This is a genomic window from Rhodococcus sp. PAMC28707 (genome assembly GCF_004795915.1).
GTDB lineage: Bacteria > Actinomycetota > Actinomycetes > Mycobacteriales > Mycobacteriaceae > Rhodococcoides.
Map to the genome: position 1 here is coordinate 3,840,325 of NZ_CP039253.1, position 21,011 is coordinate 3,861,335.

22 protein-coding genes and 1 tRNA gene are annotated in these 21,011 nt (G+C 62.0%); 17 read left to right on the forward strand and 6 right to left on the reverse strand.

Annotation, left to right across the window (positions count from 1 at the left end; translation table 11 throughout):
* The first annotated feature begins 39 nt into the window (after positions 1-39).
* A complete protein-coding gene (locus E5720_RS17430) occupies positions 40-261 on the forward strand; it encodes a DUF3618 domain-containing protein (RefSeq protein ID WP_136171686.1) in 222 nt (73 codons plus the stop codon).
* A gap of 91 nt (positions 262-352) precedes the next feature.
* Positions 353-426, forward strand: a tRNA-Lys gene (locus E5720_RS17435).
* Positions 427-561: 135 nt separating this feature from the next.
* On the opposite strand, the gene E5720_RS17440 is transcribed toward E5720_RS17435, so the two are convergent.
* Positions 562-1,707 (reverse strand): site-specific integrase, encoded by a 1,146-nt coding sequence (locus tag E5720_RS17440; protein ID WP_136171687.1) that lies wholly within the window; start codon positions 1,705-1,707, stop codon positions 562-564.
* Positions 1,700-2,335: a helix-turn-helix domain-containing protein gene (locus tag E5720_RS17445; protein ID WP_136171688.1), complete on the reverse strand. Its 636-nt coding sequence runs from the start codon at positions 2,333-2,335 to the stop codon at positions 1,700-1,702. The genes E5720_RS17440 and E5720_RS17445 overlap by 8 nt, the downstream gene beginning before the upstream one ends.
* 138 nt (positions 2,336-2,473) lie before the next feature.
* Between E5720_RS17445 and E5720_RS17450 the strand changes: the two genes are divergently transcribed.
* From E5720_RS17450 to E5720_RS17485, 8 genes are all read left to right on the forward strand, one after another.
* Positions 2,474-2,671 carry an excisionase family DNA-binding protein gene (locus E5720_RS17450; RefSeq protein WP_136171689.1) on the forward strand — a complete coding sequence of 66 codons (198 nt, stop codon included), beginning with the start codon at positions 2,474-2,476 and terminating at the stop codon, positions 2,669-2,671.
* 1,186 nt (positions 2,672-3,857) lie between these two features.
* Positions 3,858-4,646, forward strand: a complete 789-nt coding sequence (locus E5720_RS17455) for a ParA family protein (RefSeq protein ID WP_136171690.1) — start codon at positions 3,858-3,860, stop codon at positions 4,644-4,646.
* Complete coding sequence (locus E5720_RS17460; RefSeq protein WP_136171691.1) at positions 4,646-4,993, forward strand: hypothetical protein; 348 nt, start codon at positions 4,646-4,648, stop codon at positions 4,991-4,993. The genes E5720_RS17455 and E5720_RS17460 overlap by 1 nt, the downstream gene beginning before the upstream one ends.
* A complete protein-coding gene (locus E5720_RS17465) occupies positions 4,990-5,862 on the forward strand; it encodes a DUF2637 domain-containing protein (RefSeq protein ID WP_136171692.1) in 873 nt (290 codons plus the stop codon). The genes E5720_RS17460 and E5720_RS17465 overlap by 4 nt, the downstream gene beginning before the upstream one ends.
* 441 nt (positions 5,863-6,303) lie before the next feature.
* Positions 6,304-6,870: a hypothetical protein gene (locus E5720_RS17470; protein ID WP_136171693.1), complete on the forward strand. Its 567-nt coding sequence runs from the start codon at positions 6,304-6,306 to the stop codon at positions 6,868-6,870.
* 175 nt (positions 6,871-7,045) lie between these two features.
* Positions 7,046-7,351: a hypothetical protein gene (locus tag E5720_RS17475; protein WP_136171694.1), complete on the forward strand. Its 306-nt coding sequence runs from the start codon at positions 7,046-7,048 to the stop codon at positions 7,349-7,351.
* A gap of 290 nt (positions 7,352-7,641) precedes the next feature.
* Positions 7,642-9,156, forward strand: a complete 1,515-nt coding sequence (locus E5720_RS17480) for a hypothetical protein (RefSeq protein ID WP_136171695.1) — start codon at positions 7,642-7,644, stop codon at positions 9,154-9,156.
* 135 nt (positions 9,157-9,291) lie between these two features.
* Positions 9,292-9,663: a hypothetical protein gene (locus E5720_RS17485; RefSeq protein WP_136171696.1), complete on the forward strand. Its 372-nt coding sequence runs from the start codon at positions 9,292-9,294 to the stop codon at positions 9,661-9,663.
* 27 nt (positions 9,664-9,690) lie between these two features.
* On the opposite strand, the gene E5720_RS17490 is transcribed toward E5720_RS17485, so the two are convergent.
* Complete coding sequence (locus tag E5720_RS17490; RefSeq protein WP_247596025.1) at positions 9,691-10,416, reverse strand: hypothetical protein; 726 nt, start codon at positions 10,414-10,416, stop codon at positions 9,691-9,693.
* Positions 10,417-11,157: 741 nt separating this feature from the next.
* On the opposite strand from E5720_RS17490, the gene E5720_RS17495 reads away from it, so the two are divergent.
* The gene (locus E5720_RS17495; protein ID WP_136171697.1) at positions 11,158-11,358 is read left to right on the forward strand and encodes a hypothetical protein; all 201 of its coding nucleotides are present in this window, start codon (positions 11,158-11,160) and stop codon (positions 11,356-11,358) included.
* A 44-nt stretch (positions 11,359-11,402) separates the two neighbouring features.
* A complete protein-coding gene (locus E5720_RS17500; RefSeq protein WP_136171698.1) occupies positions 11,403-12,407 on the forward strand; it encodes a DUF4192 domain-containing protein in 1,005 nt (334 codons plus the stop codon).
* Between the two features lie 91 nt (positions 12,408-12,498).
* Here the strand turns inward: E5720_RS17500 and E5720_RS21735 are convergent, their stop codons facing one another.
* Complete coding sequence (locus E5720_RS21735; protein ID WP_168708374.1) at positions 12,499-12,654, reverse strand: hypothetical protein; 156 nt, start codon at positions 12,652-12,654, stop codon at positions 12,499-12,501.
* 307 nt (positions 12,655-12,961) lie between these two features.
* On the opposite strand from E5720_RS21735, the gene E5720_RS17505 reads away from it, so the two are divergent.
* From E5720_RS17505 to E5720_RS17515, 3 genes are read left to right on the forward strand one after another with little or no spacing between them, the layout of a single operon-like run.
* Positions 12,962-13,513: a DnaB-like helicase N-terminal domain-containing protein gene (locus tag E5720_RS17505; RefSeq protein ID WP_136171699.1), complete on the forward strand. Its 552-nt coding sequence runs from the start codon at positions 12,962-12,964 to the stop codon at positions 13,511-13,513.
* A complete protein-coding gene (locus tag E5720_RS17510; protein ID WP_136171700.1) occupies positions 13,510-13,767 on the forward strand; it encodes a hypothetical protein in 258 nt (85 codons plus the stop codon). Before E5720_RS17505 ends, E5720_RS17510 begins: the two co-directional genes overlap by 4 nt.
* Before the next feature lie 25 nt (positions 13,768-13,792).
* A complete protein-coding gene (locus tag E5720_RS17515; protein WP_136171701.1) occupies positions 13,793-14,128 on the forward strand; it encodes a hypothetical protein in 336 nt (111 codons plus the stop codon).
* A 194-nt stretch (positions 14,129-14,322) separates the two neighbouring features.
* Here the strand turns inward: E5720_RS17515 and E5720_RS17520 are convergent, their stop codons facing one another.
* Positions 14,323-14,526 carry a hypothetical protein gene (locus tag E5720_RS17520; RefSeq protein ID WP_136171702.1) on the reverse strand — a complete coding sequence of 68 codons (204 nt, stop codon included), beginning with the start codon at positions 14,524-14,526 and terminating at the stop codon, positions 14,323-14,325.
* 261 nt (positions 14,527-14,787) lie between these two features.
* Entirely contained in the window at positions 14,788-15,276 is a 489-nt protein-coding gene (locus E5720_RS17525) for a hypothetical protein (protein ID WP_136171703.1), read from the reverse strand.
* Positions 15,277-15,515: 239 nt separating this feature from the next.
* Between E5720_RS17525 and mobF the strand changes: the two genes are divergently transcribed.
* A complete protein-coding gene (gene mobF, locus E5720_RS17530) occupies positions 15,516-19,559 on the forward strand; it encodes a MobF family relaxase (RefSeq protein WP_136171704.1) in 4,044 nt (1,347 codons plus the stop codon).
* A 132-nt stretch (positions 19,560-19,691) separates the two neighbouring features.
* Positions 19,692-20,741 carry a hypothetical protein gene (locus E5720_RS17535; protein ID WP_136171705.1) on the forward strand — a complete coding sequence of 350 codons (1,050 nt, stop codon included), beginning with the start codon at positions 19,692-19,694 and terminating at the stop codon, positions 20,739-20,741.
* Positions 20,742-21,011 lie beyond the last annotated feature (270 nt).

A 21,011-nucleotide genomic window follows, 5' to 3' on the forward strand; every position in this document is an offset into this window, starting at 1 on the left:
AACGACAGACGAAAGAATTTGCGACAAGTTGGAGGACACGTGGCCAAGGACACCGACCGGATCGAACGCGAGATCGAGGCCGCTCGCAATCAGCTCGCCAGCACACTCGACGAGCTGAGCGTCCGCGCCAGCCCCAAGCGCATCGTCGAAAGCGCAAAGCAGACCGTGATCGCCAAGCTCAACGAACCGCCGGTGAAATACACCCTCATCGGAGTCGGCGCAGTAGTCGCAGTACTCGTCATCCGCAAGATTTTCAGCTAAAAAGCGCCCCTGACCAGCCGATTTCACATCCGGTCAGCGATCCTGTTAAAGTTTTCCCCGGCACCACAGAGAACGACGGTGGTGCTGATCGGCGCCATTAGCTCAGTTGGTTAGAGCAGCTGACTCTTAATCAGCGGGTCCGGGGTTCGAATCCCTGATGGCGCACACAGAAACACCCCCTCACCAGCGCAAAGCCGGTGAGGGGGTGTTTTGCTTTCTGCGCGAAAATCACGAATCCACCTTTTACTCATCTTTTTGGTGCGAAAGAGTCGAGTGCGCTGGTCATGTCGGGTGCGACGGTTACGCGCTGGATATAGGCGCTTCGGTCACACGTGTGTTGGCGTGCCCGAGTTGCATCTGTGCGGCCTCGATGCCGTAGGTTTCCTTCACAAGAGTCGCCACTGTCTTCCGAAGTGTGTGAGGTTTCACCCACTCGAATTCGTCGCCTCTGGCTGCTCGCCATGATCGGCGGACGTTTGCCGGCGAAACCCAGTTGCCAGTGGCGGTCACGAAGACGGCGTTCCATGGGTTGTAGTACGTGGGAAGCTCCTGGCGTCGTCGTAAGCCATCGGCCGCGAACGCTGGTAGTACCAGCGTGAGCGGTGGCGAGTCGCCTTTTCGGTGCTCCTGTCGGAACAGACGTTCACCCGCTGCACGCGGGACGACAAGCGTCGCGTTAATCGTGACGCGCGGAATTTGAGAGATCAGATCGATTTGAGGCCACGTCAAGGCAAGAACTTCGCTGATTCGGCCACCGGTGGCGAGAAGCAACATCAAAATGTCCTCGAGGTGCGCTCCTGGCTTCTGGCCGAGTTTTGGTGAGATCACTCCGAGCTGGTCGACAGTCTGGTGGCGACAGTAGTTTTGGATCCGCCCGCGAAGCTCGTCGAGCTCGTCTCGAGTCAGTGCTCGAATGGCTTGCCGTTTGATTGTCGGGCGGGGGACCTCACGAACGGGATTGTGCTCGAGAAAATCGAAGCGAACTGCGGTCCCGAGCATCCCAGAGAGAATGACCCGCGAGATTCGTGCGCCGCTGGGAGTGCGCTCCGAGATCGAGGAGATAAGCGAATCGATCTTGCCCGTCGTAATCTCGCGGATCAGAAGTTCACCGACAGGGCTCGCGCAATACGAGGACCAGGCCTGCTTGTAGCCTGTAATCGTCTGAGGTGCAACTACTTTAGCCTTCTGGTCAATCCAGTACGCATATAGATGTGACATCGTCGACGACTTCGTGAGCTCCTGAATTATTCTGCCGGACGGAACTGTGCGTTCGGAGAGCTTTTCCTGCAACCGACTTCTCGCCTCGGTAGCAGATCTGCCGCTCGCCTCGACTGTTCGTTTCTTGCCGTCGGTATCGCGTATGCGTGTCCGTGCGACCGTGCGCCCACCTGACTTGAGGGTGGTAATTTTTCCCCACTCACCGAGTCGAAGTCGCTCTCTAGGCATCTGCTTCGTCGTCTCCAGTGTCCATGTCAAGGTCTGTCATCTGGTGGAACAGCACTTCGGAGCGTCGACGGGCATCTTCGTACGCCATCTGCATCGTCTCGACATGCTCCGCCGACTCCTTCTTCGTTAGTCCAATCCGCAGTTGTGCACGTGCTCGACGCATGGTCTGAAGGGCCTGTAGCCACTCTCGCGTGATGCTGACGCGATCGTTCTTAGGGTCGAACTGTTCTCGCACCCACATCTCGACTGGTTCCTCGTTCTCCGTGCCGGACCAGCCAGGAGACGGTCTCAGCAGGCCGGCTTCGCCGCTGAACCATCGCAGGGCATCGTGGGATTCCTGGGGGAGCCCGGGTAGTACTTCGACTTCGCCTTTCGGCAAGTCGGGAAACATGAGTTGGGCGGGCGAGACACCCAACGCGGCTGCCAGAACCAGCAGCTCTGCCACGTCGACGCTCTTTTTTCGGCCGTTTTCGAGTTCGGCAAGAACGTTGCGCGAGATGCCGAAGCCGATGTCGGTGGTGCGCTCGGCCAGTTTGGCTGCGGAGAGCGCGGAGTGCTCTTTCCCTCTTAGGCGCCGCACCTCGCCCATGATGCGAGCGGCCACGGATTCTGACCAGAACTGTGTCATGAGCACAGAGCTTAGCCGATTCTCGATAGTTCTTGCGGCAGGATCACATAGTTGATAATCTGCGTTGGAGTCACATGGACCGCTGCGATTCCAGACTCGATTATGGGATCGCAACATAACCTAACGGAAGGTGAGGAAATGCCCAGACGACTGCTATCAGTCCCGGAGGCCATGGCGTGCACGGGGCTTGGGCGCTCGAACTTCTTCAACAAGATCGCTACAGGCGAGATTCGCAGCGTGAAGATCGGAAAGCGGCGTCTCATCCCGGACACGGCAATCGACGAATACATCGAGGGCCTGGAAGCACAGTCGGAAGTAACCTCGGGCGTCGCCTGAGATGCCGCTGACACCCGACCTCTACGAACTAGAAACGCCCCCGGCGATTCCCGGTGTTACAAGCACCGAGGCCGAGGGCGATTTCGAAACCTCTACCTTGCAGGAAGGAGTTTCACCTTTGGATACTAATCGGTGTTGACCAGCCTTTCAAGGCTATTCGCAACCCACCCCATCGCATCTTCGAGAAATCATCGATGACGTCATGGGTCGGTTGCGCGCGAGTTCACGCGTCCCAGTTGTGAATTCACCTGCGTACGAGACGCTTACGCCACAATCTGAACGACCCGCACCTCAGCTCTTGGTCCGAGGTTGCGGTCGCTACCGGCCAAGCCTCGACGCTGCGTCGTTATCTGGCAGAGCCCGACGAAAAAAACCAGCCTGCCGCCGGCATGTGCACCCTTTGTAAATCCTCGACGACCGGCCCCGAGGCACCACCAGCTCGACTGATCATTGAGCAGGTGGCGATACCGATTAGCCACGCGTCCACTGCGACGCGGGGCCATCGGGCGTGGAGCGGACACCGTGGGTGCGGAAATTGGGTTCAGCCCATGGGGGGTCCAAGAGCAACAGACGAAGTCCCTTGTCTTACATCCATGACCACCAACGGAGGTAACCATGCAGAGAATCCAACTACCAATCAAAGTGATGATCCGTCCCCTTGATCCGACAATCGATATCCGTGTGGAGATCGACCAGGAGTTCCTCCACCCGCGTTGCCGTACTGATCATGGCGGTCAGTCGCCCACATTTACTTCACCTCTGAGGTCAGGTGGCGTATGGGACCCGCCGGGCCCCGATGGTGCGGTTCAGCTCAGACGTCGTGACTCTCGATCATCCAGTAATCGTTGCACGCCAACCTGTTTGCTCGAATTACCCGTAAGGAGCGCCAGGGATGACTCGCCCGTCATGGACGTCGTACATGCTTTGCTTTCGTCGCGCACCGTACCAGCAATAGAAGCGTTGCATCCGTGGCGTTTCTGGGAAGTGTGGGTGCACAACGCTTCTAATGGATTCCATGGACGTGTCGCATCCTTGAGGCGTCAGTCACCCCATGCATCCGGTACACCCCATTCGCCCAACTCGTCCATTGAAGGCAATACGGCCAATTCATCCAATGCAATTCTTGCGCCCGATACGCGCATGACATTCGTTGCTCCCGATTCATCCCATGGAAGTGAGACCCACTATGCCCGCTGACGTGATTGCTTTCTGCAATCAAAAGGGGGGAGTAGGCAAGACCACCACGGTCTTCCATCTCGCCTTCGCTGTGGCACAGGCAGGTCGGCGCGCACTCGTGATCGACATGGACCCGCAGGGCAACGTCAGCACGGTGTTGACCAAGCAACCGCTCGAACGCGACGATGTGGGAGTGGCCGACGTCCTGTCCGAAGCCTCGAGCGTCACGATCGTCAACGCCGTCGTTCCCACGATCTGGCCCGGTGTCGAACTGGTCCCGACCGTCCCCGTCAACGAATCCCTTGCCTACGTTCGAGACCAACTGGTGGTTGCGGGCGCCGGCCGTGAACGGCGACTTCGCGATGCCGTGGACTTGCTGAGCAACGTCTACGACGTCATTCTGATCGACTGCCCGCCCAGCCTCGATCTGTTGACCATCAATGCACTGGTGGCGGCGCGCAAAGCCGTCGTCGTCAGCCAATCCGCGTTGTTTTCCGCCAACGGGCTCGCACGACTCCGGCGCACGATCGACGCGGTCAAACGCAGCTACAACCCTGAACTCGAACTGATGGGCGCGATCATCAACATGCACGAGATCAGCACCATCGGGGGACGTGAGCAGCTCGTCGAGATTGCCTCCAGCATCAATATTCTCGGCGACACCATACCCAAGCGGGTGGTCATCAAGGACTCGATGGAAGCGCAGACCAGCTTGCTGGATTGGGGCACCACCAAGTCGAGGAGTCTGGCAACGATCTACCGCGACACCATTGCGATCCTCTCCGACGGAGTGAGCTGATGGCCAGACCTGAACGGATGAAGAGCGCACTGGCCGGATCGAGTCCCGTCGACCCTCCGCTCGATGCGCAACGTGCGCACGAAGTAGTTGCGCAGGCGCAGCCCGAGATTCAACCTGATGCGGACACGAAACAAAAGCGGTCTTACTACATGTACAAGTCGACCGTTGATGATCTCCTCAATGCTGCTGAAGCGTTGTCGGCAACACCTGGTGCGCCTCGTGGACCGTCAGATCTCGTCAACGCTGCAGTCGAGGAGTACCTGGACGCGTTGCGCAACAGGTTCAATGAGGGCGCACCGTTTCCGCAACGCACTGGACCGCTGGCGAGGGGACCCAGGATCCGATGACTACACAGGCAAATGAGATCGACCGAGAAGATCGCAATACGGAGGCCGGCAACGGCGCAGTACCGATTCATCCGCGAATCCTGCAATGGGCACTGGCCACTGCCGTCGCGCTCACTGTGGGCATAGCGGGGGCGTCGTTCTGGCTGAGCTTCGCGGTGTTGCGCGAGCTTGCAGCGATGGCAGGCATCGGCGACGGGCAGGCCTGGGTCATTCCGGTGGTCCTCGACGGCGCGATAGTGTCGACGACTGTCACCGCCATTGCGCTGTCGAATCACACCGATGGGCGCACTGTCCGGGGCCGACGTTTCGTCGTTGCGATTCTTCGGGTTGCTGCCACCGCATCTATCGCAGGCAACTCGTATCACGCGGTGCTCAGTGCAACGGCGCTCCCGGCGGTGGTCTCCGCGGGTATAGCCACTATTGCTCCTATTGCGCTTCTTGCGATGACGGAGGTTTTGGCCGTCGTTTTGAGGGCGCCGCGAGGCCAGCCTCCGCAGTCAGAGCTGATTGCAACAGAACCGGATTCATCTGAGCCCTCCCACGTGAGCTGCGGCCTGACAGGTAGCGATAGGGACCGGCTGCAGACTGAGCTCACGCTCGACGACCGAATAGTTCGGCAGGACGTCCTCCCCCTCGTCGAAGTGCGCGAGAACGAGGATGACTTGCCGGCCGAGGTAACGGAGACGGCGCGGCTTCGGCACGCACACAGGGAATGGTCCTGGGCGCGAATAGGAATGGAGACTGACGGATCCGTGGCGTCGACTGCGATGCGTCGATACCGCAAGTGGGAAGAATCGGTTCCGCGGGATTCGAAAGCGAACTATGACGGTGACCTGGATGGTGGAGGAGAGCAGGTCAAAACGGGATGACGAGGGCTACCGCGACGTAGAGCGTGGCCGGTCTTCGTCGCTCCCGCAAGGTCACCACTCGTTGGGCTGATGGGGGAGGTGCGGGCGGGATCCGACTTCTGGATGAACTGCATTCGCCTGCCGGCGTTCTGGCCACCCTCCGGCCGTCCATCCGGATTGAGCTCCGCTGCGCTACGCGTACAAGAGATCGATTTCTTTCACACATCTGGCTTGTCCGAGCATGCATCACCCGGGCCCGCCTTACCTACCCCTGACTTCGCTGCGCTCCGGCCCACGGGCTCCAAAAACTTTTCATAGCGCCTCCGGCTGAAAACTTTCCGTCCCAGTGCCAGGGCACCGGTCCCGTGCGCCGCCTTCTCTCCTCAAGCCAGATGACGGCGAAAGAAATTGGCAGAGCGTAGGGGCCGGGGAGCCGGTTCCGCGAGACGAGGAGAACCCGACATGCCCAAGAACACCATCCGCCAGGACCGCAAGACCACCGCAGCGCACAACGCCCGAGCAGCCGGAATCATCACCCACACCACCGCAATTATCACCGGACCCCAGAACGCCACAATCACCGTCACCGCCGCCGCCACCGACGAAGCGCAGATGATCGTCGCACTCGGCCACGTCATGATGACCTTCCTCAGTGCCGAAGCCGTCTGCGACGTCATCGCTGGATTCGCCACGGTCCGTGCCGCTCTCATCGGTGCCGACGGACAATCCCCGTACCCGTCGCAGCCAGGTGGAGAGTTCGGCGCCGCCGCGATTTCTGTTCTCTGGCTCGGCGGCCCCGAGCACTCGGTCGTGCCGAACAGCCACTACAGCGTCGAACAGCGCCGGACCGTGCACTGGGTCGATCTGCACATGGGGCCGATTACCTGGCGGGTCACCGACCGCGTCGGATATGACACCTTGATGGAAGAGTTCCGCCGTGTTCATCGCACCGCTGTAGGTGTGTTCCTCGACGGCGGTAGATTCCGCCGTGACCCAAGTAAAATCCTCGACGCGTTCGACGAAGCCTGACATCCGATAGCACACGTTCGGCCCTGCATACCGGGGCCGAACGTGTTTATCCACAGCTCGCTAGATGCTCCACACGTTCCGAAAGTTGCTTTCGCGTCGCACGACTCGCTGCGCTCCCCGTGCGACGCTTGAAATTAAGCAGGCACTCACCACCGCAAGAGAGGAACCACCGCCGATGATCACCTGGACCGTCACCACACACCCCGAGAACAACCCTGAAATACTCACCGCCACCGGAGCTGAACCCAACCTCGACGACGCCAAACGAGCCGCCGCCGACGCCGTCCGCTACGCCCTCCTCGACGCCTCTGACCACGTCTCACCCGACAACGGTTCCGCGCCGTCCTACCTGGTCACCCTCGACGGCACCTGCGCCCTCATCGTCGGCCTCAGTCGATGCCGACCAGCAAACTACAACGGCGTTCTCGACAGCCTCGAACGCTTCGACGGCACCGCACCGCCGCACCTGCTCTACATGTGATCTGACCTCGAATGCAGGAAAGAAAAGCTCCGCGTGCCCGCACAAGCATGGGTCACCCTCATCGTCGGCCTCCTCGCCACCATCGGCGTAACCGCCACCCTCCGACAACGCACCAGCAGCGAAAACCGAACCCAAGCGTGGCCTCACTTGCCTGTTGGACGCCTGTCCGAATGATGTCTCTGCGGAGAACTCTCGCCTAGACGCCCTTCATATTCGTAAGCAGTCACAGGACTGCGCCTCCTGTGCGAAGTTTGGGGACATCAGTTTTTTACGGTTTGTAGGCTGAAGGAATGTCTGAACGCTTGACTGTCGACGTCACGATTCCACCAGAATTGGCCGGGGGACAAGTGCGGGCCTATCTGGAAGAGTTGGGTTTCGACGTCGCCCACACGTCCGCGCCGGACGTGTGGGCGTTGACGGAGCCGGCCAGCGGCACGGACTGTATTGATTATATGACGGTCCGCACCTTGTTCGGATCGGACGATGCAGCCGACGACGTGCTCGTTGACCTTCCGCAGGACCTCTATGCCTCCCGTTTGGACCACGATCGTATCGACCATGAACGTTTACGCGCGATCACACAGGCGCGCGCGGGAGGCATGGGATCGCTCCTGTATGCACTGCAATTGCCAATCATCACTGCCCGCGATGGGTCTTTGTCCGCGGCAGTACAGGACGCGCGTAGCGATTTGGCCGGAATTGTGGACGACGATGACGAGCACCCGTTCGACCAGCATGCCGTTCACGTTGTTCGCTACGGCGAAGCCACGCATCGTCGACTGAGGTTCCCTAGTTTCGTGTTGCGTCTGAATCAGGACCCTGAACTTCTCGACGACATACGCCGTGGGCCGATCGACGTCGACGAGATCGTTTTCGCGTCGGGATCGTCGATACTGAGCAGTGTTTTGATTCCCGCGAGCCACCTCGGTCCATTGTTGGCTGCACGGTCTCCATGGGTGTGGGCGTTTCAGGCGAACAGGGTGTCCGGTGCGGTAATTTTTACCCTCGGGAAAGATATTTCCGGGCGGTCAAGCATTCCGTTCGAAGCACATCAGGTGCTTCCCCGATCACCAGTAGCCGGCCTTCCTCAGCGGCAGGAGCCGCCGCCGCCGGAGGCGTGGGGTGTTGCAGTCGCCTGGTGGGTTGCTCAGATGAACACGACGCTTGGGCACCTCCTGAACCCATGCCTCTTCGCAGATGCGGAGGGTGGCTATCTCCCGTATGAGCAGCAGAATCGGTTGATGGAGTTCGCTGACCTTCTGCAACGAGTCACTTCGACGCTGCTGTCGCTGCACGACGATTACGCAGCCGGAGTCTTGATGTGGTCAGCGATGGACCTGATCGAGTCATCCTGGCTCCCATGGGATCTCACAGCACTTTGCAAACCCTCGATTGCCGTGAAAGCGCTGCAGCAAGTTCGAGATCATATGCCTGCAGATGTTCAGTCCGTCCTGCTTCCGTATGCCGCTTACGGTGCGGAGGCGTTGACCGAAGTGGGGGACGGATTCTTCATCAAGAACTACCGTAAATCGGAGAAGGTGATTTTAAGGCTCCCTGGCGGAGCGGAGAAATCCCTGTCGCTCGACGTCGCTGTCAGTCAGCTTATGCGTGCGCGCAGGAACACTACGCACGGGTTCGATAAACCTGATGCCGTCCGTGACCGACTCTTCGCGCAGCACGACGGCCGACGGCCCGAGACGCTGATGTACCTGCCGCTGCTGTACTTGATGTACATCATGTCCGATCCAGAAGACCTGAGACGCCGGTTGCTCCGCCGATACACTCGAAGGCCGGCGACGCAGTGAGAGGGATCGACGACGGCGACCTATTGGCTCAGTGCTCAGGTGACACCTCACCCCATCAGCATTCTTTCGAACCCTCACCGGCCGGTGGGGCACGATCTAACCCTCGGAGTGGAACCTTCACTCCAGGCTGCAAAAGTGCTCACCAACCAGCGTCTCAGTGATCAGCATTCTCCGACTCAGTTGACGGCCGTATTGCTGGTGGGGTGGGCGGCGGTCGGCGGAGGCCGCTTTGCCCATCGGACAGCTCGGTTCTGGCCTCCCGCTAACCGTGTTCGATGGCGGCACCGCTCCGCGGCATGTACGTCGGCTGCGGTGACGATCTTGGTGGGTGGGGTATTCGTGTGGGCTGTGGCGGCGGGGAGCGATCCGTCGTTGGAGAAGGCGGGGTTCCCGATGTCTCTGATAGTTCTGGTCGTGATAGCGACGGTCAGCTACCTGTATTCGTATGTTCTCGCTTCAGTCGCACACCCGATTGTTGAAGACGCGGCCATTCAGACACAGGAGTGAAGGGTTGCAGTTGATTCGGCGATTGAGTCATCCAACGCGCGTCAGGACAGACAAGACGTCGGCTGGAATCGTGCGGTAGTAGCCGAAGCCCGACGCCCGTTGACAACCGTCCAGTTCGAACGACACGAGGGATTGGCCCGAACCATCCGGCCGACGTAGTTCGGTTGACGTGATGCGGGTACTAGTCCGGTCGCACGCCGGTGCGAAAGGCGCGTTCGCTACGGCTCTGACGGTTGCTGCGCTCTCCAGTCGGTTCAGCGTTGTCCGTGAGCCCACCATGGAGATACCGGTGTCCGGTGGTTGTTCGACGCTAGATGCCGAATAGGTGCACAGCTGCAGGGCATTCACATCGTCTACCGGCATCACCAGGGATGGAACCGCCAGTACATCCGGCGTTCGTTGTCGCTCCTCGGCCGCGGCCACGTCATCGGGTGTGGTGGTCTCGAATCCGGTGTCGAGAGAACTGCCCGCGCATACGGTGTTGTACCGATCGTTGTAACCCGTCGGGTGGGAGGACCGGGAGACTTCGGTGAGGTCGGCGAGTGCGTCGAGAGGTGCGTTCTGCAGCTCGCACGGGCTTGCGGGCCATGCCAGACGAAATGCCTCGCCGGCCTCGTTCAAGAACCACAAACCTGCAGGAGGGTCCATCGCGTACGCACACGACGCCATGACACCGTCAGGGAAACGTTCCGAGTCCGCCGAGAACGCAGCGTCCACCGCACTGACGTCGCCTTCGAGTCTCGCCGTATCCACCGTCAAAGCCTCCGCCCCGTCTACACCTCGCTCGCATCGCTGCATCGCGAACCGGCCGAAAGCTCACCGGCGGGTATCCGGGCTCTGGCGCATCAGCAGTCAGCGCTGGATCCCAAGGCCCAGCCCCGTCAGTCCGGTGTAGATGTTCTCGGCCAAACAGTCAGGAGCCGAGACCACTGTCGCGGTCGGCGGTCGGTACGAAACGCTATCAACGAATGGGTTGATGACTGAGCATGCCGCGGACGCCACCACGATGACTCCCGCCAGAATCGGGGGTGACCAAGCACGGCGCATGGCGAAAGAATAACCCCGACGACATTGTAGGGCGTCCTTTCGTGCGGGGTGAGGTGTGTTCAGCGATTGGTGCGCTGTGGAGCTTGTGTAAGAGGCAAGTGGAAGGTGCCTTCGGGTGTGCACAAGTCCAGGGTTGGCCGTAACGCAGGCCGCCCAGGGGGGCGTCCCCATGCATTGAGCTGCGCTTCGCTCCGCGCTAGTGAAGAGCAATTTCTTTCGGCGCATCTGGCTACAGGCGATATTGCCTCCGCCGTGCCCGCCGCCGCAACCACTGGCGGCTGACGCCGGCACAAGGCCCCGAAAACTCTCAAAGCGCCTTCGGCTGAGACTTTCCGGTCCAGCAGTTGCACCGTCGGGCACGTCGGCGGCCTTCTCTTCTTACGCCAGATGAGGCGAAAGAAATTGGCAGGGCGAAGGTCCGGTCACCGTTTGAGCAGGAAGGTCGCTATGAGCAACATCGATCGTTTGGACCGAGCACTCGCACAGATTACGCAGGCCACCAGTCGCCTCGACGCGGCAATGTGCAGCGGACTCACCATCGACGTCACCGACCTTTGCCAGACGCTCGCAGCCTGGGACACCGAAGCGCGAGAGCTCGGAGCCACCGAACAGCAGATCGACGACGCACAACTCGCCGGCATTTCCTGATTCCGCGGGCGATCCCACCAATTCATCGACGAAAGGCACGGACCATGAGCGACCCCACCACATCCCGCGTACACATCAGCTCCGCAGCAAGCATCGTCGCCGCACTACCCGCAATGATCGGCTTCACCCCGCACAATTCGATCGTTGTCATCCTGCTGGCCACCGACACCGCACGAAAGGCACTAGTGCGAGCAGTAATTCGGTCAGACTCGGCCGGCGGTCAGACATCCGCCGCCGATATCGCCGCCGCGGCATCACGCCAGCACGCGGACTCCGCGATCGTGATCGCAGTTGCCGAACCCAGCGCGACGGTTCAGGCGCTCGACGGAGTCGACGCAATCAGCCAACACCTCACACAGGTCGGAATCGATGTCCACGCCGCGCTGCATACATTCGAAGTGATAGCCGGTGCACTCTTCAGCGACCTGGGGACCGGCCACGTAGGTACGATCCCGGACCCGACCACCAGCGAAGTCGCTGCAGCGCAGGTACTGTCGGGACGCGTCATCGAGTCCACGCGAGACGCACTGGTACACCGATTTGCCGAAGGAACGGAGATTCCCGAATCGGTCGGGCTGCAGGCAGCGGCCCGGCTCGGAGACGACTTCCTCGCAGCGACCTTCGAAGAACTAGCAGCGACGGTCTACGCGCGGGAGATCCCCAGCGACGACGTGTCCGCCCGCGTCGGAATCACCCTCAGCGGATCCCCGCTCGACGTTCGGGCCGCGTACTTGCGGCTGGCGGTCTACGGCGAGGAGTCGGCACTCGATGTCATGACGCACGTCGCGCGAGGCTTGCGAGGAACTGCACGCGGGCAAGCGCTGACGATCGCCGGATACTTCGCATACCTCGGAGGTGACGGTGCCTCGGCCGGAATAGCATTCGATGCTGCCCAGGATGCAGCCGAGAAAGCGGGGGAAACGGCCCCGTCCTTCACTGTCTTGCTGGATCGAGCGCTACGAGCAGGGTTCGAACCCGACGGACTGCGCGAACTCATCCCGGACGCTGACGTCGTCGAGGAATCGACAGGCGCTCGACTGCCCGGATGAATGAGTGGCTACCAGCGGGCGGGTGCAGACAAGTGCGCGCCCGCTGGTGCGCAGCGACTCAACGCCTGCTGAGGAGCGATCCGCACCGGAATCAGTCCGGCAGTGCCAAACGCACAAAAATCAGATCGACCAGGCTGGACGCCCCCGCCGGGGCACGTCCGAACCAGCCTCCCGTTCCGCCGGGCAGACGATCCTCCGAAATCTCCAGAGAATCGGACAGTTGCTGTTCGATGATCGATCGCGTCACGGCCGCAATCGTAGCGGGCTGAATCGAGACGGCACAGAGCCATCCGTAAAGGCTGCATTTCATCTCAAACATGTAAGGCGTGTGTCGCACTGAAGGAAAATCAATTCAGCTCGATAGCAAAAATCAACTAAAAGTGTTGATCCACAGTCCATTAAGGTCCACCGCGGTATCCCGTGAATGTAGGTATATCCAAATACTGAACCCGGCGATACGGTAAGAATTACGGCGCCAACGAGAAATTCAAAACAGTTGCACGTCAACGAAACCGAGTCATCGTCCCCATCAATATCGAAAGGAGTGGGCCGACATGACCGCTCTGCATGCAGTGTCCTTCGAGCCGTCCGAAAATTCCACCGAGGAACTTGTCGAAGATTTGACCGACAATCCTGAGACTGCACCCGAGGCCCTGGCTGTGTGCGCGTTGATGTGGTCGAATGACACGGTCGAGAATCGCCGCATCGCAGCGGCATTGCAGGCGAACGACTTCCTTGAACCCGCCTACCGCCAGCTCTACGGCGTTGTGCAGGACTTGATCCTCGCGTCAGCGCCTCACGACCCGGCGAGCGTGCTGAGCGTGCTCGTTCGTTCGGGATCGAGCGGTCACAAGGGCGCGTTACTGCGGCGGGCACTGACAAACGTCACGACCGCCAATGCGTGCGGTGCGTCGGCAAGTGACTACGCCGGGATGGTCCTGTCGGAGGCTTATCGCCGCAGCTTCCACGATGCCGGTCTCGCGATCACTCAGATGGCTGAGGAAGCGCCGGAGGAGCAACTGTTCGAGCGCCTCGTCGAGATCGGGCGGGCGCAGCGCGACGCAATGAACCGCATCGACGCCTTTCGAACCGGTACGACGCTATGAGGGCCGACCGACCGCCCCACACCTCCGCAGCGACTCTGCGGCTCACCGAGGAGGTAGCCGAGGGGCTCGAACCGGATGTCATCGACGACCTGGCTGCCGGCCAAACACTCGATTCCGACATGCAGGCCGGCCGGTCATTGCATGACGCCGCTGTTGCAGCCGGCTACGCAGATCCTGCCGCTCGAATCCTCGTCGACCGCTACCGCACATTCCTCGACGAACAGGCGCATCGCGATCAGCTGCCGCTGTTCTGAACCCATTTCACAGAAGGACACTGTCATGCACATCCGGATCGACACCGATCGCGGCGCACTGTTCGGCCCGAACTTCTCCGAGACACTCGACTACTTCTTCGGCGAAACCAATGACGTCTGGTGGGACTGCCACCGACTCACCGCCGGGTATTCCAGCAGTCGGGTGATCGAGACGACCGCTATACGCGTACGTCACAACGGCGGAATGGTGGTCGCGGCCCGCGTGGCCGCTAGCCGCGTAGTGTCCGCTGTGCCCCCGGACGCAGCGCGATGCCTCGACGGGCGATTCGCTTCCGGTACAACGTGGTGCCCGCAACTTCCGCGCTGGGTCTACGAGTGGGCGCAGCTACTGCTGATGTGAGTACAACCCGCAGGCAACGCAGCACCGGCGTGGTGCCGAGTTGCCTGCGGCCTATGAGCGCACCCGTGTACTGCGTGCAGCAGTCGCACACAGTTGTCGTGTGATGTTGGCGCCACATCACCACGGGACGCGCGATCGAACAACCGGTGCACAGCGGCTCACCCGTCGAAGATCGCCCCGGAGACCGTCGGGCCTCAGAACGAGCTGCGCAACGCACTCGACGCAACGCCGAGCACGAGAGCCAGTGTGAGAGCGACGAGTGCCACGACGAGTTTGAACGACCACATGACGACAAGTCTGGTTGCACGCAACGGTGCGAAATGCCATCCCGATTCCGATGCCCCTGCATGAGCCAACGCTGCGGTGAACACGACGGCGACGACGATCAGTCCGATCATGTGATCTACCTCCGTTGAATTAGCTTCACTGTGCAGTGAACTCTGGGGGTCCGACAAGGTCGCTCGAACACTTTCGGAGATTGCGCGCGAATGTTGCTGCACGATTGTCACAGGCGGTCGGCATGTCCGTCGCCAAACATCCCAACCGACGGGATGAGACCACACGGCGGATGGAAGTCCCGCATGACTGGATCTTGCACTGCCAGTGTGTGTTGCATTCGATTCCTACGTCACTCGCGGACGGGTCGTGCTTTGCCCACGCTACGCAACGTCCCTGTCGGATCTGCGCGCATCGCCGGCCGTCGAATCGGCTGGGCGTCCCGGATCTGGGCTGGTGACTGAACCGCGCGCTCCGGTATCTGCCTTGGACTCCGACGCGGCGAGATCGTTCCCGGCGGTGGGAGATTGAGCCGATCTGATCGATCGAATTAGCTTGGTCGCCTCGGCAACGGGGAGATCCACCAACGATGCTATGGCGCTGTAGGTTTCGCCCCTGTCCTTGAGCGACGCTAACGCCACCGCCCGGCGGCTCCTCGCGTCTTGCAGCTTCGTCTGCGCGGCGCGGTGAAGCTTCGCGATCTTCTCGGCGAGGTCGTCCTCGATCTTGTCCTCGTCTCGGGTGGCATCGAAATACGCCACCAAGTCGTCTTCCTGTTTCTTCAGGCGCGCCCGCGCATCCGCTAATCGCTGAGCATTCGCTTTCCGTGCTCGGTCCCGCGCGCTCGATGGCGATCTCGTGTGGTGGTCCATGGCGCCAGGGTACGTCCGAAAGCAGAAACGGCAAGGAGTTTTCACCCACCGCAACACCGTAAAACCATTATTTGCGAACAGCTTTCGTCCCCCTCAGTCCATGGCAGTTCTCGCAGTCCCATTCGCTGCGACAGTCACGATCCGACAACATTTCGCCGACGCTCAATTTCACGAACCAAACTCCACACACCTCTTGCACTACTAGTGACTATGGGGCGCATAGCCTTTAAGGTGGCAGCATGATGACCGTCCACGCTCTGCACGCGGGAGACGGCTACACCTATCTCACACGTGAGGTGGCAACTGGTGACGCTGCGCTGCAACGCAGTCAAAATCTGACCGACTACTACACGGCTGAAGGCACACCGCCGGGCCAGTGGGGTGGCCGGGCGGCCGACGAACTCGGGGTGTCAGGGGAGGTGCGAGAGGATCAGATGAAAGCTCTGTTCGGAGAGGGCTTACACCCCGAAGCCGACGCGCTCATCAAAGAGTCGGTTGCGAACGGAGCCACCGCGCAGGGTGCGGTCGACGACGTCCGGCTCGGCCGTAAGTTCGCGAGCTTTCGTAACGAGGTTCCTTTGATGAAGCGCACACGCGGTGAGATCGAGCGGCAACGCAAGGCGACAGGGAAGACAGTCAGCGCGAGCGAGTGCCTACAGATCCGTTACCAAGTGGGCGCGGATGAATTTCACCGTGAGGTCGGCCGATCGCCGGCCACCGAAGGCGAACTGGTGCGCTACATCGCATCGCAGCAGCGCCGCGAGCGGCAACCGGTGGCCGGGTACGACTGCGTGTTCACCCCGCAGAAGTCGGTATCGGTGTTGTGGGGGCTGGGCGACGACGACGCGCGCCGCGCCATCGAACGCGCCCACTCCGCAGCGGTCACCGACGCGATCCGCTGGGTAGAGGACAACGCGTCCTACACCCGTGTCGGCAAAGCGGGCGTCGGACAAATCGAATCGACAGGGCTGATGTACACCCGGTTCGATCACCGGGACAACCGCAACGGAGATCCGAACCTGCACACCCACGTGGCGATTTCCACCAAGGTGCAAGGCGTAGATGGCAAGTGGCGCAGCCTCGACGGGCGCGTTCTGCACAAGCTTGCTGTCTCTGCATCCGAGCGCTACAACACCCTCATCGAGGAGTACGTCACCCGCGCACTGGGCACCGAGTTCCGCGACCGACCGGGCACCGGTCCGAATAAGCGGCCCGTGCGGGAGATACACGGCATACCACCCGAGCTCCTCAAAGAATTCTCCCGCCGCGACGCCATCGAACGAAGACTGGAAAGCCTCGTATCAGAGTACCGGAAAGCGCATGGCAAAGACCCAACTACCGCAATGCAAATGCGTCTCGCAGACAGGGCCACCCTGGAAACACGGGAGGGCAAAGCTCCTGCGAAATCACTCGGTGCGCAACGAGCAGAGTGGCGCCAACGTGCAGTCGCAGAAGTAGGCAAGCGGCGTCTCGAGGGGTCGTTGCGCACAAGCGTCGGACATGACGTGCAGCGTGTGAATGCATCGGTCATTGACGTGAGCAACGTCGCCCAGAGGGTTGTGGATCGAGTTGCGCAGCAGCGATCGACCTGGAACCGGTGGCATGTGGAAGCCGAGGTGCAACGAGCGATGCGGGGTTCAGTGTTCGCGACATCGGCCGAACGCGAAGTTGTTGCCGAGCGCGTCTCGGAGGCCGCTCTGGGCACGCATTCAATGCGGCTTACCCGTCCGGTCGACGCAGCTCCGAAAGTACTGCAGCGCGGCGATGGTGCTTCAATCCTGACCGTGCACGGCAACGAGACCTACACCAGCACTGCGATCCTCGACGCCGAACATCGGCTCGTGACCGCCGCGAACACGCCCACCGCAGTCATCGCGAGCACGCAGGCCTACAACGCCGGATTAGCTGCGCACACCCAACGCAAAGGCTGGGAACTCGGTGCGGACAAGAAAGCGCTCGTCGAGCACTTCCTGTTCTCTGGGAACATCATCGCGGCCGGTGTCGGTCCGGCCGGCACCGGAAAGACCACGGCCATGCGCGTCGTCGTCGACGCCTGGCGCGGAACCGGTTACGACGTCATCGCGCTCGGACCGTCCGCAAAAGCAGCCGGCGTCCTCGGAGGCGAACTCGGCGTCAAGGGGCGCACTATTGCTGATGTCCTCACCCGCCACGAGTATGGGTTGCCCACGGGCATCACCCGCGGTGCGATGATCCTCGTCGACGAAGCTGGAATGGCGTCCACTCACAACCTCGACCGCCTCACCCGGGTCGCCGCAGAACACGGCGCGATCGTTCGGCTCCTCGGCGACCCGCAACAGCTCGCGGCCGTCGACACTGGCGGTGCACTGCGCTTGATCGCCCGCTCGAGCTCCGCCCCCGAACTCGTGGACGTGCACCGGTTCCAAAGCAAAGAAGAAGCCGAGATCTCACTGCGGCTTCGAGATGGTGACACCTCCGTCGCTGCCTGGTATGCCGCCAAGGACCGTGTGCAACACGGGATGGCCGACGAGCTCGCCGAGAAGGTCTTCACCGCGTGGTCCGCCGACGTGGACAACGGCACGACGACGCTGATGATCGCCAGCAGCAACGCCACAGTCCGTGATCTCAACGACCGTGCCCGCACAGACCGCATGGTGCGCGGTCTCGTCGCCAAGGGCGGCAACGAACTCTCCGACGGACTGCACGCGAGCAAGGGAGACCGCATCGTCACCCGTCTCAACGAGAGCAACCTGCGGGTGACCGGCACCCGAGGTGAACGGGTGCGCAACGGTGACCTGTGGACGGTGGAGACCGCACACCGCGATGGGTCACTGTCGGTACGCCACCTCGACCACGACGGGCGTATCCGTTTGCCCGCCGACTACGTGCGCGCGAGCTGCGAACTCGGCTACGCCGCCACCATCCACCGCTCCCAAGGCATGACCGTCGACACCGCCCACGTCCTCATCGACGACACCATGAACCGGCAAGCCCTCTACGTCGGTTTGACCCGCGGGCGCACCGACAACAAGCTCTACGTCCCGATCGACCGCATCGTCGACCCGCACCTGATCCACGTCCACCCGGACAAGAAGATCGCCGACGAAGTCGTACGCGCCATCATCGGCCGCGACGGCGCAGATGTCTCTGCCACCGAGCAGCAACGCGACGCAGCGGCCGCGCACCGCAAGCTCGACTACAACGTCGGCGGATACGAATACGCCGGGGAACTCATCGACGCTCGCCGCATCGAAGCGATCGTCCGCGAACAGATGGGACCGGACCTGGCGCAGAAGATGATCGGCGAAGCGGAATGGGATTCATTCGTCAGTCAGTACCGGCGCACCGAGCAACTCGGACTCGATGCAGCATCGACCCTGGCCGCTACCGGTGGCCAACGCGAACTCGCCACCGCCGAGTCGGTATCGGCGGTGATGCACTGGCGGCTGGAAAGTCGTATCGAAGACGGAGCCGAGGAAATGGCGGCGTGGTCGGAGGCGATCGAACCGGTGATGCGCCGCCAGTTCGGCGAGCACGCCGAGACGATCCTCTCCGACGACGGCGCGTGGCCCGACCTCGCTGCGCACCTGCGGGGCGCCGAACGCGGCGGCAAAGACCCGCACGCGGCGATCACCGAACTCCGCCGCGGAGTCACCGGCAGCGAACCCACCGCCGCGCAGCTCCTCGACGACGCCGAACGGCGGTGGCCGCTCGGCCGCGACGCGCGGGACCACAGCGCACCGAGCTGGGTCCTGCCGCCGATGTCCGGCCGCGACGGCGTCGATCCCGAACTCGTAGAGTGGAGCCGTCGCCGCTACGGCGAGATCGCCGAGCGCACCCGTGAACTCGGACAGTGTGCTGTCGACGAACAACCCACATGGACTCGACACCTGGGTGAGCTACCCGACTCCGGCGGCGATCGCCTGCGGTGGCAGATCACCGCCGGGCAGGTCGGTGCCTACCGCGAGCAATTCGGCATCGACACCGACCGCACGCTCATCGGTGACCGCCCCGACCACGGCGAAGTGGCTCGCGCGTGGGACCAGGTCAACGCCCGTATCAAGACACTGCCCGTCCGCGAGCCGGTACCCGCCCGCGCCGGAGAAGGCGCAACAGCGACACCCGAGCCCACGCCGGTGCATCCGGATCCGATCGTGGCCACCGATCGCGCTCGGCGAGAAGCCGCCGAGCAACATGCCGCCCAGCAACGCCGCGCCGGAGAGCAGCGCAAAGCCGAACGACGCGAACAACTCCGCCAGCAACAAGCGCGCCGGCCGGGACCCAGCCGCGGTCCGCGGATCTAGACCTACCGGCCACCCGCGAGCCCGCACTGCCAGAAGCAGCACCCAGCCAGAAGCAGCACCCAGCCAGAAGAACCACGCCGTGCGCGTGCCAGCACTGGTTCGCGTTCCCTTTCTGAGTGAGGAGCTGGGCAGATGGCCCGAAATATCAACGCAGACGACCCGTACGAACTCTCGCTACTGCAGTACCGCGACACCGGCATCCTGCAGATCGATGCACCGTACCGGGAGTCGGCTCTACCCGATGGCCGTGTACTGACTGCATGGACGAGCCGGGCGCAGCTGACCCCGGAACTCTATGAGTACGTAGAGGAAAGACTGGAGCTGAACAGGGACAGTCTCCACTTCCCCAGACCTGTTGCGCTCAGCGAGCCGGCCTTTCACGGATACGTCGCCTGGCCGAATCTGGAACCCGAGACCGTGTGGCAGTTCGCGCCGGGGCCAGAGCAACTTGCTGCCGATCTCCGCCGTGAGCACGGGGTGACTATGCCGGCGTCGATGCGTCACGACCTGTACGCAGACGCGACCCTCGCTCACTACGGCGATCTCCACGTCGAGCACCTCGGGGCCGTACTTCACATGGAGGCGTTGCGGCGAGACACAGCGGCGTTGCAACTCCGCGAGCCCACCGAGCGAGCGATGACAGCGGGGAGCCACCTCGCAGCGCTCGAGGACTACAGCCGCGTTCTGATCGACGACCTGGCCGCAGGGCGTGTGCGCACCAGTCAACGAGGGTGCTCACCGCACGAGCTGATCGGTGGGCAAACAGCAGACTGGACCCAAGAGGCTCGGGTTCAGGAACTTCGGACCTGGCCCGGCGGAGAGCACACCCACCGGGTGGTCGACGAGCTTCTCGGTGCAAGAGCCGCCTTCGAGAACGGGTCCACCGCCAACTCGTGGGACAACCATGACAAGCTCTACGATCTCGAACAGAACTTCTCGAAGAACATGTCTCGGGCGAGAATTGACGATTGGAGGAACCCGTCGCGTCCGCCCACACCACCGAGCACGACATCGCGACCGCCCGAGATCGTGGCCCGAACACACACGGTCGATCGCGGTATCCGCCGCGAACCCAAGCCCGCACCGACAACCCCGCCCACTGTCGGCGCCGTGCAGAGACAACAGCACCGCATCGAGATCGCGCCACCAGCACTGCCAGTGCACCGTCGCCCATCGATGTAGCCCGGCCACACGAATGCACCGGATGTAGCGCAGCCACACGAATGCACCGGCACCCATTGAACGGGTGGCCGGTGCATTCGTCTTTTTTCGGCCCCCGGGCACCGGGGCGTGGTCCGGGCGGGTGGACCTACGACCGGTGACCGGGGGCCAGCGGCCCGGCGCACTTTTCGGCAGCAGCCTCGCCCCTCGAACAGGTGTATCCGGGCGGGATGTACACCAGTGCAGGAGGTTCGGCCGCCGAGCGCGCCAGGCCGCAGCTCTATCGGTTAC